The sequence below is a fragment of the Streptomyces sp. NPDC005808 genome, assembly GCF_042871385.1.
Lineage (GTDB): Bacteria > Actinomycetota > Actinomycetes > Streptomycetales > Streptomycetaceae > Streptomyces.
Window position 1 is genome coordinate 588,610 of the sequence record NZ_JBIAIK010000002.1, and the last position, 16,453, is coordinate 605,062.

Below are 16,453 nucleotides of genomic sequence, written 5' to 3' on the forward strand. Positions count from 1 at the left end.
GAAGGAGACCCCGTGCCCGACGGCTCGCTCTCGCTGCCCGCCCGGCTCTATCTGCTCTCCTGGGACACCACGAGGCTGAAAGTCACCGGCGCGACCCATCTCCACCACCTGGTGCGCGCCGGAGCCCTCACGGAACTCGCGCAGCGCGGACTGCTCGCGGATGTGGAGGGCATCGCGACCCCTGTCGACCCCGACGCCCACACGGGGGACCTGGTCCTGGACGGGCTCCTGGAACTTGTCGAGGAGTCCCGGCCGCGGAAGTGGAAGGCATGGGTGACGTTGCGGGCCCGCGTCACCCTCGATGCCGTACGCGCGCAGCTCGCGGCCGAGGGGTACCTGCGGGCGGAGAAGAAGCGGGTGCTCGGGCTGTTCCCGTCGGTGGAGTACGAGCTGGAGCGGGTGGCCGCCGTGGACGCACTGCGTGAGGACGCGCGGCTGGTGCTGATGGGCCCTGTGCCCGTCGCCGACGTCTCCGACCGCGACGCGGCTCTCGTCGCCCTCGCGGCCGCGGCCGAACTCCGCACGCTTCTGCCGGGCAAGGACCGCAAACTCCACAAGGACCGCATCGAGGAACTGACCGAGCGCAGCGGAGCGGCGGCTCCGGCCTTGAAGAAGGTCATCCAGGAGGTCCGTACCGCGGTCACCGTGGCGGTGACCACGGGGGCGGCGACCGGGGCGGCGGCGGGCGGCTGAGGGCGGCTGAAAGATCTGTGGAGCGGCCCGTATCAGCGTGGTACCGGGCACCGGGCACCGGGCATCGCGCAGGCCGCGCACGCTGTGGTCGGTCGCGCCGTGGGGAGCTGCTGGGCACGGGAACCCACGGCCCGGCGGCCGAGGGCTCGACCACGCCGAGTTCGACGCGCTGATGGCTGTGGTCGGTCGAGGAGGGGCGGGGAGCCGCTCAGCAGGGGCCGCGCATGAGCTCCGCTAGGTCGTGGTCCAGGTCCACCTGGAGGTGCTCGAGGCCGGTGGGCACGAGTTCCGTCGTACGCGACAGGAAGCTCCGCACCTCACCCGAGCGCACATGCACCACGGCGGTGCCCTCGGGGGCGTGGAACTCCAGAACGGTGCGGTCGTAGCCGTACGGCCGCACTCGTACGTCCCCACAGCCCACCTCGTCCTCCAGCCCGGACGCGAGCAGTTCGCGGGCGAAGGTCCAGCACACCTCCACACCCTCCAGCGTGGCGGGGGCGGGGAAGGTCATGCGGACGGCGAAGGGATCGCTCCGGTCGTAGTGAAGGGTTGCGGGAATACTCGGCATCCTCGGCGCGGCGGCGACGAGGCGGGCCTCTACGGGCTGCTCGATGACGATGGACAACGCCTTGCTCCCTTGTGACTGAACGAACTCCGGGTGGATGAGGCCGGTCAATAGAAGAGACGAAGGAACAGGCCAATCCGTGCACATGAAACCTGAGTGACCTGTGTCACCGCTTTCATTCGCTGTGGTGATCCATTTCTCGTCCCGTGCTCTCCGGACAAGAGACCGGACAAGAGAGAGGACACTCGGTGGGGGCCCCGGGGTTCCCGGGGGAGGCCATCTGGACGCCACTGGGGGAGTGGGCTAGCTTCGCCCGCCATGAGGGGCTTGGGAAAGACGCGACTGACGAGACGTACGAGCCGGATGGTCACCGTGGGGCTGTGCGCGGGAGCGCTCGCCGCCGCGCTGACGGCACCCGCACAGGCGCAGGAGGCGGCACGGGTGGCGACCGAGGCGCCCCATTGGGAGCTGAAGGACAGCGGCACGGACGTACGCTTCCGCGGACTGTCGGCCGTCAGCAGGAACACCGCATGGCTGGCCGGTTCCGGCGGCACCGTGCTGCGTACCGGTGACGGCGGCGCGAGCTGGCGGAACGTCTCGCCACCAGGCACCCAGGATCTGCAGTTCCGCGACATCGAGGCCTTCGACGCCAGGCGCGCCGTGGTCCTGGCCATCGGTGAGGGCGAGGCCTCCCGGGTGTTCAGGACCGACGACGGCGGCGCGACCTGGACCGAGTCCTTCCGCAACACCGACACCAGAGCCTTCTACGACTGCATCACCTTCTTCGACAGCCGCCACGGCCTGGCGATGAGCGACCCGGTGGACGGCAGGTTCCGCATCCTTTCCACCAGTGACGGCGGCCGCTCCTGGAAGGTGCTGCCCGACGAGGGCATGCCGGCGGCCCAGGCAGGCGAGGCGGGCTTCGCGGCGGGTGGACAGTGTCTCGTGAGTTCGGGTCCCAGTGATGTGTGGCTGGCCACCGGTGGGGCGGCACGCGCGCGTGTGCTGCACTCCGCCGACCGTGGCCTGACCTGGACCGCGGCGGACACGCCCATCCCGGCCGGCACCTCGGCGCGCGGTGTCTTCGCCCTGGCCTTCCGGGACCGCACCCACGGCCTCGCGGTCGGCGGCGACTACAACCCCGACCAGACCTCCCCACAGGCGGCGGCGGTCACCCCCGACGGCGGCCGCACCTGGCAGCCTGCGGCACAGCCACCGCCCGCGTACCGCTCCGGCGTCACCTGGTTGCCGCACAGCCGTACGTCCGCGCTCGCGGTGGGGCCCACCGGCACCGACCTGACCACCGACGGCGGCCGCACCTGGCGCACGCTGGACACCGGCTCGTACGACACCGTGGACTGCGCCCCCGACCTCGGCTGCTGGGCGTCCGGCGAGAAGGGCCGCGTGGCCCGTCTCGAGCGTTGACCTGTGCGGTGTCCGTCCGGATGCGGGGTACTCGGGTCGCGAACAAAGTGAAAGGAACTGCCCCGAAGCCCGAGAAGCCCGAGAAGCCCGAAAGGGAGTGATCAGTGATGCCACGCGGTTCAAGCCCCAAGCGGGAACGCCAGTACGAACACATCAAGGAGAGCGCCCGCGACCGGGGAGAGAGCGAGAAGCGCGCCGAGGAGATCGCCGCCCGCACCGTCAACAAGGAACGCGCCCGTTCCGGCGAGTCGAAGACCGCGAGCCGGACCTCCGTCGAGGACATGTCGTCCGCCAAGCGCGGCGGTCAGCGCTCGCACAAGGGCGCCCAGGGGCCCACGTACGACCAGCTGTACGAGGAGGCCAAGCGGCGTGGCATCCACGGCCGCTCGGACATGAACAAGCAGCAGTTGCGGCGCGCGCTGGGCGACAAGAACTGACGACGACCGGAGCGGACCGGATGCCGCCCACCCCTGCGGGTCGCTCCGGTCCTGAAGGGCTGACGACGGCCGGACGGGATGCCGCCCACCCTGCGGGTCGCTCCGGTCCCTGAAGGGCTGACGACGGCCGATGGTGTCTCCATCCCTGCGGAGCCGGCCCGGTCCCTGAAGGGCTGACGAAGGCCTGACCGGACGTGTCCGGACTGTCGGCCCCCTCCGCTGGCGGCCCGCCCGCTACCTCGTCGTACGCTCGTGCCCACCATGACGACCGTGAGGATTCCATCGGGCTGGCCCGCCACCGAGGAGCAAGCGCGCGCCGTGCAGGACGAGTTGCGGGGTCGGGTGGTCCTGGGAGAGGCGGGCCCGCCGCCCGGCACGGGCCGGGTGACGGGCGTCGACGTGGCGTACGACGACGAGCGGGACATCGTCGTGGCCGCGGCCGTCGTGCTCGACGCGGCGACGCTCGCTGTCGTGGCCGAGGTCACCGCTGTCGGCCAGGTCTCCTTCCCGTACGTTCCCGGGCTCCTCGCCTTCCGTGAGATCCCGACCGTCCTGGCCGCACTCGACGCCCTGCCCTGCGCACCGGGTCTCGTCGTCTGCGACGGCTACGGCCTGGCCCACCCGCGCCGCTTCGGCCTCGCCAGCCACCTCGGCGTGCTGACCGGGCTGCCCACGATCGGGGTCGCCAAGAACCCGTTCACCTTCAGCTACGAGGAACCGGGCGCCCGGCGCGGCAGCGTGACCCCACTCGTCGCGGGCCAGGAAGAGGTGGGGCGCGCCCTACGTACCCAGAACGGCGTGAAGCCGGTGTTCGTGTCGGTCGGCCACCGGGTGAGCCTCGACAACGCGTGCGCGCACACGCTCGCGCTCACTCCGAAGTACCGCCTCCCGGAGTCCACTCGGCGCGCGGACTCCCTCTGCAGACGGGCGCTCCAGGAGGCGACTCCCTGAGAGCCGCCCAGCGATGACTGAGTACGTTTTCTGAGTACGAGTACGGATGCGGGCGCACCACCTTGATCGGCAGGCTGGGCACCATGACGACGCACCGCGCCACGAAGCCCGAAGCCAACCCCACCCAGCCCGTCGAGCGCGCCGTGACGGCCGCGCTGTTCCTCGCCGTGATCGCCGGAGTGGTCTGGATAGGCGGGATGATCTACACGGTCACGGGGTGGACGTTCTGAGCGCCTGAGCGCCTGAGCGCCTGAGCGCCTGGAACGTCTCTAAAGGGTGGCCGCCACCCGGAACGTGATGCCCGCCGCACGGAGCCGTGCCGTCAGCGCGTCTCCCATCGCCACCGCCGTCGTGACCTGCCCGGCCGTCTCCGGCAGCTCGTCGAAGGCCAGCGACAACGCGGACTCCGCGAGCATCTTGGCGGTCTCGCCGTAGCCGGGGTCGCCACCCGCGACCTCCGTGAAGACACGTCGCCCGCCGCCCTCGCCCACGAACCGCACCGAGAACCAGCTCTTCGCACGCAGCGCCGCGCTCGGTCCCTCCCCGGGCTTGAACCGGTCGGACAGCCAGCGCCGGGCGGGCGGCAGCTGGGCGGCCGCGAAGAGCGCACCCGTCGCGGCGACGCCGCCCAGCGCGATGGGCAGCCGTTCGACGGCCGCGTAGTGGCGGTAGCGGAAGTCGGGCCCGTACCGTTCGAGGGCTTGCGCGGACCGTCGCACCACCTGAGGGTCGATCGTGGGGAGCGGCAGTGCCCACGCCCCGATCTCCTTGGCGAACCGCGGAGCGCTCTGTGGTGCCGCCGCCCGCCGTCCCACCAGCCGAGGCTCGTGCCGACGGCGGTCGCGGGCCGCGGCCAGCACCTGTCGCCCACGTGAGAACTGGCCGAGCGCCGAGGCGAACGTGCCGCCCGAGAACATGCCCTGGGCGCGCACGAACCCGTCGACCCGCAGCGGAACGCCCTCGGGAAGCTGTCGCACGGTGAAATACGCGCCCAGGTCGTGCGGAATCGAGTCGAAACCGCAGGCGTGCACGAGCCGCGCGCCGGTCTCCCGCGCGCGCGTGTCGTGCCGGACGTACGTCAGGTCGATGAACTCCGGCTCGCCGGAGAGGTCCACGTAGTCGGTACCGGCGTCGGCGCAGGCGGCCACCAGTTCCTCGCCGTACGTGACGTACGGCCCGACCGTAGTGGCCACCACGCGCGCGTGGCGGGCGAGTTCACGCAGTGACCCGGGATCGGACACGTCCGCGCGAATGACGTCGGGGGCGTCAGGCGGAGCGGGGTCGTCGGGGGTGCCGGGCACAGCGTGGTCGTCGGGGGTGCCGGGCTTATAGGGAGTGCCGGGGGTGCCGGGCGTATAGGGAGCGCCGGCCAGCCGCTCACGCAGCCGCTCCAGTTTCTCCTGGCTCCGCCCCGCGATCGCCCACCGCAGCCCCTTGGGCGCGTGCGAGGCGAGGTACTCCGCGGTGAGTTCCCCGACGAACCCGGTGGCTCCGAAGAGCACGATGTCGTACGCGCGCTCCGTGCGATCCGCGCGATCCGTCCCGTTCGGCCTGCTCATGACACTCCTGCTCCTCCACCGCGCAGCCGTGCGCGAAGCGCCGTTGTCGGTGGCTGAGGCTAGCGTGAGGTACGAGCAGCCGGACAACGAGGTCGGACGAGAAGGTCGGAGGTCGCCGTGGCCGTGCCGAAGAGCGCCCTGAAAAACTGGGAGAAGATCCGCGAGTTCGCCCTCGGGCTGCCTGGCGCCACCGAGGAGTTCCCCTGGGGGGAGTCCGTCGCCAAGGTCAACAAGAAGGTGTTCGTCTTCCTCGGCATGGACGACGGCAGCTACCCGCTGGGCGTCACGCTGAAGCTCAAGGACGAGGAGGCGCACGCCCACGCCCTGACCTCGCCCGGCGCCGAGCCCGCCGGTTACGGCCTCGGCAGATCCGGCTGGGTGCGCATACCCCTGGAGGAGCGAGGGGCTCCGGCCGCGGAGCTGCTCTGCGACTGGGTCGAGGAGAGCTATCGCGTGATCGCGCCGAAGAAGCTGGTCACGGAACTGGACGCCCGCTGAGGGGTCCCGTTCGGGCGACGGCGTCCCGGGAATTTAACTAAGCGCTTGCTCGTTGAGGGCTTGCCCGATGTGGAACACGTTCTTAACATCACTGATGTCACATCAGTAGTGTCACAGAGCTGGGGGCTTGATGGCAGTGACGGGTACGGCAGGGCAGGGCCCGCTCGCCGGAGTGCGCGTTGTCGAACTGGCGGGGATCGGTCCCGGCCCGTTCGCCGCGATGCTCCTTGCCGACCTCGGCGCCGACGTGGTCCGCGTGGACCGCCCCGGTGGCGCCGGGCTCGCGATCAATCCCGAGTACGACGTCACCAACCGCAACAAGCGCTCGGTCGTGATCGACCTCAAGGCGCAGGACGGGCCCGCCCGCGTCCTCGGCCTGGTCGAGCGCGCCGACATCCTCGTCGAGGGCTACCGCCCCGGCGTCGCCGAACGCCTCGGCGTGGGGCCCGCGGCCTGCCACGCCCGCAACCCCCGGCTCGTCTACGGACGGATGACCGGCTGGGGACAGGACGGCCCGCTGGCCCAGCGCGCCGGGCACGACATCGCGTACATCGCCCTGACCGGCACGCTCGGGATGATCGGCAAGCCGGACGAACCGCCGGTGGCCCCCGCGAACCTCCTCGGCGACTTCGCGGGCGGCTCGCTCTACCTCGTCGTCGGCGTCCTCGCAGCCCTTCACCACGCGCGCGCGACCGGCGCCGGACAGGTCGTGGACGCGGCCATCGTCGACGGCACCGCGCACCTCTCCGCGATGATCCACGGCATGCTCGCCGCCGGGAGCTGGCAGGACCGGCGGGGCGCCAACCTGCTGGACGGCGGCTGCCCGTACTACGGGACGTACGAGACGTCCGACGGGCAGTACATGGCGGTGGGCCCTCTGGAGCAGCAGTTCTACGACGAGTTCGTGCACCTGCTCGGCATCGAGGACGATGCACCGGCCCGCAAGGACGTGTCGCGCTGGGGCGAACTGCGCGAGACGGTCGCGGCCGGCTTCAAGACCCGTACGAGGGACGAGTGGACGGCCGTCTTCGAGGGTTCCGACGCCTGCGTGGCGCCGGTCCTCTCGCTGCGCGAGGCCCCTGCTCACCCGCACCTGGCCGCCCGCGGCACCTTCACCGACCACGGCGGCATCACTCAGCCCGCCCCCGCGCCCCGCTTCTCCGTCACCCACACCTCCGTCCGCGGCGGCCCCGCCCAGCCGGGTGCCGACACGGCGGAGGTGGCCCACGACTGGGACGTCCCCGACCTTCTGAAGGGCGGTCCCGAATGAAGCGGCAGATCTTCGCGCCCGAGCACGACGCCTTCCGCGAGACGGTGCGCACCTTCCTCGCCAAGGAGGTGCTGCCGTACTACGAGCAGTGGGAGAAGGACGGCATCGTCTCGCGCGACGCCTGGCGGGCGGCCGGAAAACAGGGGCTGCTCGGGTTTGCGGTGCCTGAGGAGTACGGGGGCGGCGGCAACACCGACTTCCGCTACAGCGCCGTACTGGCCGAGGAGTTCACGCGCGCGGGGGCCGCCGGAATCGCGCTCGGACTGCACAACGACATCATCGGGCCGTATCTGACGGGCCTCGCCACCGAGGAGCAGAAGCGGCGCTGGCTGCCCGGGTTCTGCGACGGCTCGCTGATCACGGCGATCGCCATGACCGAACCCGGCGCCGGATCCGACCTCCAGGGCATCACGACGCGCGCCGAGGACCGGGGCGACCACTGGCTGCTCAACGGCTCCAAGACCTTCATCTCGAACGGGATCCTCGCCGATCTGGTGATCGTGGTGGCGAGGACGACGCCCGAAGGCGGGGCGAAGGGGCTGTCCCTGCTCGTCGTAGAGCGAGGCATGGCGGGCTTCGAGCGCGGGCGCAACCTCGACAAGATCGGCCAGAAGGCCCAGGACACGGCCGAGTTGTTCTTCAACGAAGTCAAGGTGCCCAAGGAGAACCTGCTCGGCGAGCTGAACGGCGCCTTCGTCCATCTGATGACCAACCTCGCGCAGGAGCGCATCGGCATCGCGGTCGCCGGGATCGCCGCCGCCGAGTACCTGCTCGAAATCACCACGGAGTACGTCAAGGAGCGCGAGGCCTTCGGACGGCCGCTGTCCAAGCTCCAGCACATCCGCTTCGAGATAGCCGAGATGGCCACCGAATGCGCCGTCACCCGGACCTTCCTCGACCGCTGCATCGTCGATCACTCGAACGGGGAACTCGACGCCGTACACGCCTCGATGGCCAAGTGGTGGGCCACCGAGCTGCAGAAGCGGGTCGCGGACCGCTGCCTTCAACTGCACGGCGGCTACGGCTACATGACCGAGTACCGCGTGGCCAGGGCCTTCACCGACGGCCGTATCCAGACCATCTACGGCGGGACCACCGAGATCATGAAGGAGATCATCGGCCGTTCCCTCCTTGGCTAACCCTCCTGAAAGGCTTGATCAGTGAGCACCGAAGCGTACGTGTACGACGCGATCCGCACCCCGCGCGGGCGCGGCAAGGCGAACGGCGCCCTGCACGCCACCAAGCCCATCGACCTCGTCGTCGGGCTCATCCACGAGGTCCAGCGCCGCTTCCCCGGCCTCGACCCGGCCGCGATCGACGACATCGTGCTCGGTGTGGTGGGTCCGGTCGGCGACCAGGGCTCCGACATCGCCCGGATCGCCGCGATCGCCGCCGGACTCCCCGACACGGTCGCCGGAGTGCAGGAGAACCGCTTCTGTGCCTCGGGCCTGGAAGCCGTCAACCTGGCCGCGATGAAGGTCCGTTCGGGTTGGGAGGACCTGGTGCTCGCGGGCGGCGTCGAGTCGATGTCGCGCGTGCCGATGGCCTCGGACGGCGGCGCCTGGTTCGCCGACCCGATGACCAACCTGGCCACCAACTTCGTACCGCAGGGCATCGGCGCCGACCTCATCGCCACCATCGAGGGCTTCACGCGCCGCGATGTCGACGAGTACGCCGCCCTGTCCCAGGAGCGGGCGGCCGCCGCGTGGAAGGACGGGCGCTTCGAGAGGTCCGTCGTCCCCGTGAAGGACCGCAGCGGCCTCGTCGTCCTCGACCACGACGAGCACCTGCGCCCCGGCACGACCGCCGACTCGCTCGCCCGGCTGAAGCCGTCGTTCGCCGACATCGGCGACCTGGGCGGCTTCGACGCCGTGGCGCTGCAGAAGTACCACTGGGTGGAGGCGATCGACCACGTCCACCACGCGGGCAACTCCTCCGGCATCGTGGACGGCGCCTCGCTGGTCGCCGTCGGCTCGAAGGAGGTCGGCGAGCGCTACGGCCTCGCCCCGCGCGCGCGGATCGTCTCCGCGGCCGTCTCCGGCTCCGAACCCACCATCATGCTCACCGGACCCGCTCCCGCGACCCGCAAGGCACTCGCCAAGGCGGGTCTGACCATCGACGACATCGACCTCGTCGAGATCAACGAGGCCTTCGCGGCCGTCGTCCTGCGCTTCGTCAAGGACATGGGCCTGTCCCTGGACAAGGTCAACGTCAACGGCGGCGCGATCGCGCTTGGCCACCCGCTCGGCGCCACCGGCGCCATGATCCTCGGCACGCTCGTCGACGAGCTGGAGCGCCAGGACAAGCGCTACGGCCTCGCCACCCTGTGCGTGGGCGGCGGCATGGGTATCGCCACGATCGTCGAGCGCGTCTGAACTTTCCCAACGGATCAACGGAGCAACCCTGATGAGCACTCAGCCCACCACCATCCGCTGGGAACAGGACGAGACCGGCGTCGTCACCCTCGTCCTGGACGACCCCAACCAGTCCGCCAACACCATGAACCAGGCCTTCCAGGCCTCGATCGCGGCGATCGCCGAACGCGCCGAGGCCGAGAAGGACTCGATCCGCGGCATCATCTACACCTCCGCCAAGAAGACCTTCTTCGCGGGCGGCGACCTCAAGGAGATGATGGGGGTCGGTCCGGAGAACGCCCAGCAGGCGTTCGAGATCGGCACCGGCATCAAGTCCGCCCTGCGTCGCATCGAGACCCTCGGCAAGCCGGTCGTGGCCGCCATCAACGGCGCGGCTCTCGGCGGCGGTTACGAGATCGCCCTCGCCTCCCACCACCGCGTCGCCCTCGACGCCCCCGGCACCAAGATCGGCCTGCCCGAGGTCACCCTCGGTCTGCTCCCGGCGGGCGGCGGCGTCGCCCGCACCGTCCGGCTGATGGGCATCGCGGACGCGCTGTTGAAGGTCCTGCTCCAGGGCACCCAGTACTCCGCGCAGCGGGCGCTGGAGAACGGACTCGTGCACGAAGTGGCGGCCACGACCGAGGAGTTGCTCGCCAAGGCGCGCGCCTTCATCGACGCCAACCCCGAGTCGCAGCAGCCGTGGGACAAGCCGGGCTACCGGATCCCGGGCGGTACGCCGTCGAACCCGAGGTTCGCCGCCAACCTGCCCGCGTTCCCGGCCAACCTGAAGAAGCAGCTGAACGGCGCCCCCTACCCGGCCCCGCGCAACATCCTCGCGGCCGCCGTGGAGGGCTCACAGGTCGACTTCGAGACCGCGCTGGTCATCGAGGCGCGCTACTTCACCGAGTTGGTCACCGGGCAGACCGCCAAGAACATGATCCAGGCGTTCTTCTTCGACCTCCAGGCGGTCAACTCCGGCGCCAACCGCCCCAAGGGCATCGCACCGCGCCAGGTCCGCAAGGTCGCCGTCCTCGGCGCCGGGATGATGGGCGCGGGCATCGCGTACTCGTGCGCTCGCGCGGGCATCGACGTCGTCCTCAAGGACGTGTCCGCCGAGGCGGCGGCCAAGGGCAAGGCGTACTCCGAGAAGCTCTGCGCGAAGGCCGTCTCCAGGGGACGTACGACGCAGCAGAAGGCCGACGCGCTGCTCGCCCGCATCACGCCCACGGCGGACCCCCAGGACGTGGCCGGCTGCGACGCCGTGATCGAGGCCGTCTTCGAGGACACGTCGCTCAAGCACAAGGTGTTCCAGGAGATCCAGCACCTGGTCGAGCCCGACGCGCTGCTCTGCTCCAACACCTCGACCTTGCCGATCACCGTGCTCGCCGAGGGCGTCGAGCGGCAGAGCGACTTCATCGGGCTGCACTTCTTCTCGCCGGTCGACAAGATGCCGCTCGTCGAGATCATCAAGGGCGAGCGGAGCGGCGACGAGGCTCTGGCCCGCGCCTTCGATCTCGTACGCCAGATCAACAAGACCCCGATCGTCGTCAACGACTCGCGCGGCTTCTTCACCTCACGCGTCATCGGGCAGTTCCTCAACGAGGGCGTCGCGATGGTCGGCGAGGGCATCGAGCCCGCGTCCGTCGAGCAGGCGGCCGCCCAGGCGGGCTACCCGGCCAAGGTGCTGTCCCTCATGGACGAGTTGACGCTCACCCTGCCGCGCAAGATCCGCAAGGAGTCCCAGCAGGCCGTCGAGGAGGCGGGCGGCACCTGGGAGACGCACCCGGCCGAGGCCGTCATCGACCGCATGGTCGACGAGTTCGGCCGCACGGGCCGCAGCGGCGGCGCGGGCTTCTACGAGTACGGCGACGACGGCAGCCGCGGCAAGCTGTGGCCGGGGCTGCGCGAGCACTTCACCAAGCCGGGCAGCGAGATCCCCTTCAGGGACATGCAGGAGCGCATGCTCTTCTCCGAGGCGCTGGACACCGTCCGGCTCCTTGAGGAGGGCGTCCTGACGTCCGTCGCGGACGCCAACATCGGGTCCATCTTCGGGATCGGCTTCCCGGGCTGGACCGGCGGTGTCCTGCAGTACATCAACGGGTACGAGGGAGGCGCCGGGGAAGGTTCCCGTACCGGCGTGGCCGCGGGCCTGCCCGCTTTCGTGGCACGCGCGCGTGAACTCGCCGAGCGCTACGGTGAGCGGTTCACGCCTCCGGCCCTGCTGGTCGAGACGGCGGAGAAGGGGGAGCGGTTCCGCGACAGCTGACGACAGCTGACGACGGCGATGACGGGGATGACGGGGACCGGCGCTGACCGTGAACCGGTCTCCGTCATCCCCGTCGCACCGACGGGGCCGTTCCGGCGAGTGGGATGCGCCCTTGCCGAGCGTCTGACGGTTCATCACACTCGCCCCATGGAGACACGTACCGCCCTGGTGACCGGAGCGGCACAGGGCCTCGGGCTGGAGTTCGCCGTCGCGCTCGCCGGGCGCGGATACCGAGTCGCGGGGATCGATCTCGTCCCGCAGCCGGAGACGGCCGAACGGGTGCTGGACTACGTGGAGTTGATCGCCGACGTCACCGACGAGGAACAGATCGGGGCCGCGCTGGAGCGGGTCATCGACCAGTTCGGGACACTGCACGTCCTCGTCAACAACGCCGGTGTGCACCCGGAGTCGGCCTTCGAGGACATCACGCCCGACGAATGGCGGCGCGTCATGCGGGTCAACCTGGAGGCGCCGTTCCTGCTGACCCGTGCCGTACTGCCGTATCTGAAGGCGGCCGGCTGGGGCCGGATCGTGAACATCGTGTCGGCGGCCGTCCTCACCGCGCCGCCGGCGATGGTCGCGTATGTCTCCTCGCAGGCGGGCCTGATCGGCTTCACGCGTTCACTGGCCGCCGCGCTCGGCCCGTCAGGCATCACCGTCAACGCCATCGCGCCGCCGAGCATGGTGCGCACCGTCGGCGCCGGGCGCACCGTCGGCGCGGAAGGCGGCTTCGAGCACATAAGCGCCCAGCAAGCCATCCCCAGGACCCACGAGCCCTCCGATCTGGTCTCGACCTTGCTGTACGTCGTCGACGAGGGCAGCGGCTTCGTCACCGGACAGACCCTCAACGTGGCGGGCGGGTCCGCCTACTTGTAGCCGCTTGGAGAGCCCGGTGGCTCAGGACTCCTTGAGCCACTCCCGGAGTTCCTCCTTCAGCGAGCGCTGGAACGTCGTCAGCAGCGCCTGCACCACCAGCGGCTGCATATGTGCCGACAGTGACTTGACGGCCGCCACGGACTCGCGCTCGCCCACCGCGTCACGCAGCAGCGCGGACAGTTCGTGGGCCGCCGCGCGCGAGTGCTCCAGCAGGACGGTCCGCGCCGCGAGGATCGTCTCGTGCGCGATGGGTACGTCGAGAAGCTGTACGCCGAGCCGCAGCAGCCCCGGGTCCACGCGGAAGGAATCCGCGGTCCGCGTGATGACGCCCATCGCGACGAGCCGGTCCAGCTCGTCCTCGCCCAGCGAGCGCTCCGCCCGCCGCTCCAACTCCTCGCGCGCCACGTATTCCGCCGCGTCGGGCGCCCAGGAGGCCACCACCGCACGGTGGATGGCGAGGTCGTGAGCGCTCAGATCGGGCGGCAACTGCTGAAGATGCCGCTCGATGGCCGCCAATGTCATGCCCTGGTGCTGCAACTCCTCGATGAGGGCGAGCCGGGCAAGATGCTCCTGGCTGTAGTGGCCCACCCGCCGGGGACCGATCACCGGCGGCGGCAGCAGACCCTTCGTGCTGTAGAAGCGAACCGTACGGACCGTGACACCCGCCCGCGCGGCCAACTCATCGACCGTGAGCGCCGGCTCCTCGGTGTCGGTCGTCATGGCGGGCCCTGCCTCTCCGGGTCGTGCAGCGATCTGGCGCAACAGTATTGCTGTCTCACCAGTGTTGCGAAAGCGCCGCCCGATGGGATGCCGGATGCCCACTGCGCCTGCGGCCACTGTCAGTGCCGGCGCCTACGGTGGCGTCATGTCCGAGATCGCGTACGTCCGAGGGGACGCCACCGCTCCGTTGGGGAAGGGCGTCAAGGTGATCGCCCACGTCTGCAACGACATCGGGGGATGGGGAAAGGGCTTCGTACTCGCCGTCTCCCGCCGCTGGCCGGAGCCGGAAGCTGCATATCGAGCCTGGCACCGAGACCGCGCGCACAACGACTTCGGCCTGGGGGCGGCCCAGTTCGTGCAGGTGGCGCGGTATGTGTGGGTGGCGAATCTGGTCGGCCAGAGGGGCATACGCACGGGCAGCAAGGGAGTCCCCGTCCGCTACGAGGCCATTGACGACGCCCTCGGACTGCTGGCCGGTAAGGCCGCCGAGCTCGGCGGCTCCGTCCACATGCCCCGGATCGGCTGCGGTCTCGCCGGTGGCAAGTGGTCCCGTGTGGAACCGCTCATCGCGGAGCGGCTGCTGAAGCCGGGGATAGCCGTGACGGTGTACGACCACGGAGACTGAATTCGGGAGTTGGCCGCCGGAGAGGACCCCCATGACCAGCCAGATCGACGTCCTCGTGCGCGGAGGCGCGGGTGTGGACACGATCGTGTACGTGCCCGAACTGCCGCTTCCGTTCGCTGACAGCTACATGATCCGGCCCGGTATCGAGACGCGGGCCGGCCAGAGCGGGGACTTCGTCGCCCTTGGTCTGCACGCGCTGGGTCTGCGCACGCACCGAGGTGGTCGTCGCCACCGCCGGAGCCGACGGGGCGTACCTGCTGGCGGACGACGAGGTGACCCACATCCCGGCGGTCACACCAGCGGCCCCGGTCGTGGACTCGAACGGCGCCGGCGACGCCTTCGCGTCCGGGTTCCTCGTCGGATGGCTGGCCGGTGAGCTGCCACGGCGTTGCGCCCTGTACGGCGCGGTCGCCGGCGCCCACGCCTGCACGGTGCCGTCGACGCGGGCGGACGCCATCAGCCGCGACGAACTCCTGACCCGCGTCAAGGAGTTGGAACGCGAAGGCGCCCGCCCGCCGTACGGCACACCTCAGTGATCGTGAACCGAATCAGTCGCGGCGATCTTCTTCCACGACTTCGGCTGAGCGGGAACCTCGGAAGGAGTCCCGGCCGTCCCCGCGGCCCGAGCGATCGACGCGTCCTGCGCCGCGGGCGCCCCCGGCTTCGACGGCTGGAACAGCCAGGTGTCGAAGAGCGGGCCGAGCGACTGGCCCGACACCTCCTCCGCGTACTTCTGGAAGTCGCCGACCGACGCGTTCCCGTACGCGTGCTTGCTCGGCCACCCCTTCAGGATGGCGAAGAACGCGTCGTCGCCGACCTCGTTGCGCAGCGCCTGAATGGCCAGCGCCCCTCGGTCGTAGACCGCGATGTCGAACTGGTTCTCCGGTCCCGGATCGCCGGGCGCGACCGTCCAGAAGGTGTCGTCCGCCGGGTGCAGCGCGTACACGTAGTCCGCGAGTTCCTGCGTCGTTCCCTCACCCTCGTGCTCCGACCACAGCCACTGCGCGTACCGGGCGAAGCCCTCGTTGATCCAGATGTCCTTCCAGCCGGCGACGGACACCTCGTCCCCGTACCACTGGTGGGCCAGCTCGTGGACGACGACGGACACGTTCGAGCCGTTCGCGAACTGGCGCGGGCTGTAGAACGGCCGCGTCTGCGTCTCCAGCGCGTACCCGGTGGTGGTGTTCGGGACGTACCCGCCGAGCGCGTTGAAGGGGTAGGGGCCGAAGTACCCGGTGAGGAAGTCGGCGACCTCACCGGTGCGCTCGATGCTTGCCCGCGCCGCCCCGGCGTTGTCGCCCAGGTCCTTGCTGTACGCGTTGATGATCGGGATGCCGCTCTCGGTCGTCCCGGTCGTGATGTCGAACCTGCCCACCGCGAGCGTGGCGAGATACGTGGCCTGCGGCTTGTTGGACCGCCAGTTGTAGCGCGTCCAGCCCAGTTTCGAACTGGTCGACTGGAGCGTTCCGTTGGAGATCGCCTGGGTGCCGTCGGGCACGTTGACCGACACGTCGTACGTCGCCTTGTCCAGCGGGTGATCGTTGCTGGGGAACCACCACCAGGCCGCCTCGGGCTCGTTCGCCCCGACGCCGCCGTCCGGAGTGCGGTGCCAGCTGGTGAACCCGTACGCGGTCTTCGACGACGGCACACCGCTGTAGCGCACCACGATGGTGACGGTCTTGCCCTTGACCAACGGGGTCTTCGGGGTGATCTCCAGCTCGTGCTCGTCGGACGTGGCGAACGACGCCTGCACGCCGTTGACCCGTACCTCGCTCACATCGAGCAGAAAGTCCAGATTGAAGCGTGAGAGATCCTGCGTGGTGGTCGCCAGGAGGGTTGCCGTGCCCTCCAGTTCATCGGTCGCCGGCTGGTACTGGAGGCGCAGATCGTAGTGCGAGACGTCGTAGCCGCCGTTGCCGTAAGCCGGGTAGTAGGGGTCGCCGATGCCCGGCGCTCCGGGGGAGTAACTGGCCGCCGATGCCGGGATCGCCAGCAGGAAGGAGGCCGCGAGAGCGCCCGGGGCGATGAGTCTGCGGTGCACGTCAAGCTCCAAGTCGTAGGGCTGTGAAGTCTGTTCGGAGCCTATTCAGTCGCTGTGGCCTCGGTCATGTCCACGGCCACCCCTGTCACACGATCGCCATTCGGCCGTCATGGGCAATCCCGTCCCGGAGTCCTTTCACTGACCCTCTTTTGTACGGGAGTTGACCCGGGGTA

The 16,453-nt window shown here is 70.1% G+C and carries 16 protein-coding genes and 1 pseudogene; 13 read left to right on the forward strand and 4 right to left on the reverse strand.

Annotated elements, in window-relative coordinates; translation table 11 throughout:
• The first annotated feature begins 12 nt into the window (after window positions 1-12).
• Window positions 13-693, forward strand: a complete 681-nt coding sequence (locus ACFYPC_RS06190; protein WP_388672032.1) for a GPP34 family phosphoprotein — start codon at window positions 13-15, stop codon at window positions 691-693.
• 208 nt (window positions 694-901) lie between these two features.
• Here the strand turns inward: ACFYPC_RS06190 and ACFYPC_RS06195 are convergent, their stop codons facing one another.
• A complete protein-coding gene (locus tag ACFYPC_RS06195; protein ID WP_388671520.1) occupies window positions 902-1,318 on the reverse strand; it encodes an SsgA family sporulation/cell division regulator in 417 nt (138 codons plus the stop codon).
• A gap of 258 nt (window positions 1,319-1,576) precedes the next feature.
• Between ACFYPC_RS06195 and ACFYPC_RS06200 the strand changes: the two genes are divergently transcribed.
• The 4 genes from ACFYPC_RS06200 (at window position 1,577) to mmpA (ending at window position 4,301) form a co-directional block, all read left to right on the forward strand.
• Window positions 1,577-2,683, forward strand: coding sequence for a WD40/YVTN/BNR-like repeat-containing protein (locus ACFYPC_RS06200; RefSeq protein WP_388671523.1), 1,107 nt, complete (start codon window positions 1,577-1,579; stop codon window positions 2,681-2,683).
• Between the two features lie 107 nt (window positions 2,684-2,790).
• Window positions 2,791-3,120, forward strand: coding sequence for a plasmid stabilization protein (locus ACFYPC_RS06205; protein WP_388671526.1), 330 nt, complete (start codon window positions 2,791-2,793; stop codon window positions 3,118-3,120).
• A 261-nt stretch (window positions 3,121-3,381) separates the two neighbouring features.
• Window positions 3,382-4,071: an endonuclease V gene (locus tag ACFYPC_RS06210; protein ID WP_388671529.1), complete on the forward strand. Its 690-nt coding sequence runs from the start codon at window positions 3,382-3,384 to the stop codon at window positions 4,069-4,071.
• A gap of 83 nt (window positions 4,072-4,154) precedes the next feature.
• A complete protein-coding gene (gene mmpA / locus ACFYPC_RS06215) occupies window positions 4,155-4,301 on the forward strand; it encodes a morphogenic membrane protein MmpA (protein ID WP_388671532.1) in 147 nt (48 codons plus the stop codon).
• 39 nt (window positions 4,302-4,340) lie between these two features.
• On the opposite strand, the gene ACFYPC_RS06220 is transcribed toward mmpA, so the two are convergent.
• Window positions 4,341-5,630, reverse strand: a complete 1,290-nt coding sequence (locus ACFYPC_RS06220; protein WP_388671535.1) for a saccharopine dehydrogenase family protein — start codon at window positions 5,628-5,630, stop codon at window positions 4,341-4,343.
• 117 nt (window positions 5,631-5,747) lie between these two features.
• On the opposite strand from ACFYPC_RS06220, the gene ACFYPC_RS06225 reads away from it, so the two are divergent.
• The 6 genes from ACFYPC_RS06225 to ACFYPC_RS06250 all read left to right on the forward strand — a co-directional run bounded on the left by ACFYPC_RS06225 (window position 5,748) and on the right by ACFYPC_RS06250 (window position 12,894).
• Window positions 5,748-6,128: an MmcQ/YjbR family DNA-binding protein gene (locus ACFYPC_RS06225; protein WP_388671538.1), complete on the forward strand. Its 381-nt coding sequence runs from the start codon at window positions 5,748-5,750 to the stop codon at window positions 6,126-6,128.
• Window positions 6,129-6,258: 130 nt separating this feature from the next.
• Window positions 6,259-7,398, forward strand: a complete 1,140-nt coding sequence (locus tag ACFYPC_RS06230; RefSeq protein WP_388671541.1) for a CaiB/BaiF CoA transferase family protein — start codon at window positions 6,259-6,261, stop codon at window positions 7,396-7,398.
• Window positions 7,395-8,537, forward strand: coding sequence for an acyl-CoA dehydrogenase family protein (locus ACFYPC_RS06235; RefSeq protein ID WP_388671544.1), 1,143 nt, complete (start codon window positions 7,395-7,397; stop codon window positions 8,535-8,537). Before ACFYPC_RS06230 ends, ACFYPC_RS06235 begins: the two co-directional genes overlap by 4 nt.
• Window positions 8,538-8,558: 21 nt before the next feature.
• Window positions 8,559-9,773 (forward strand): acetyl-CoA C-acetyltransferase, encoded by a 1,215-nt coding sequence (locus ACFYPC_RS06240; RefSeq protein ID WP_388671547.1) that lies wholly within the window; start codon window positions 8,559-8,561, stop codon window positions 9,771-9,773.
• A gap of 31 nt (window positions 9,774-9,804) precedes the next feature.
• A complete protein-coding gene (locus tag ACFYPC_RS06245; protein WP_388671550.1) occupies window positions 9,805-12,018 on the forward strand; it encodes a 3-hydroxyacyl-CoA dehydrogenase NAD-binding domain-containing protein in 2,214 nt (737 codons plus the stop codon).
• Window positions 12,019-12,165: 147 nt separating this feature from the next.
• A complete protein-coding gene (locus ACFYPC_RS06250) occupies window positions 12,166-12,894 on the forward strand; it encodes an SDR family NAD(P)-dependent oxidoreductase (protein ID WP_388671553.1) in 729 nt (242 codons plus the stop codon).
• Between the two features lie 21 nt (window positions 12,895-12,915).
• Here the strand turns inward: ACFYPC_RS06250 and ACFYPC_RS06255 are convergent, their stop codons facing one another.
• Window positions 12,916-13,614: a MerR family transcriptional regulator gene (locus ACFYPC_RS06255; protein WP_388671556.1), complete on the reverse strand. Its 699-nt coding sequence runs from the start codon at window positions 13,612-13,614 to the stop codon at window positions 12,916-12,918.
• Window positions 13,615-13,759: 145 nt separating this feature from the next.
• On the opposite strand from ACFYPC_RS06255, the gene ACFYPC_RS06260 reads away from it, so the two are divergent.
• Together ACFYPC_RS06260 and ACFYPC_RS06265 are read left to right on the forward strand one after the other, a co-directional pair.
• The gene (locus ACFYPC_RS06260; protein ID WP_388671559.1) at window positions 13,760-14,239 is read left to right on the forward strand and encodes a macro domain-containing protein; all 480 of its coding nucleotides are present in this window, start codon (window positions 13,760-13,762) and stop codon (window positions 14,237-14,239) included.
• A 31-nt stretch (window positions 14,240-14,270) separates the two neighbouring features.
• Window positions 14,271-14,775, forward strand: a pseudogene (locus ACFYPC_RS06265) (PfkB family carbohydrate kinase).
• Here the strand turns inward: ACFYPC_RS06265 and ACFYPC_RS06270 are convergent.
• Entirely contained in the window at window positions 14,769-16,280 is a 1,512-nt protein-coding gene (locus ACFYPC_RS06270) for a M1 family metallopeptidase (RefSeq protein WP_388671562.1), read from the reverse strand. The pseudogene ACFYPC_RS06265 and the gene ACFYPC_RS06270 overlap by 7 nt on opposite strands.
• Window positions 16,281-16,453: the final 173 nt, after the last annotated feature.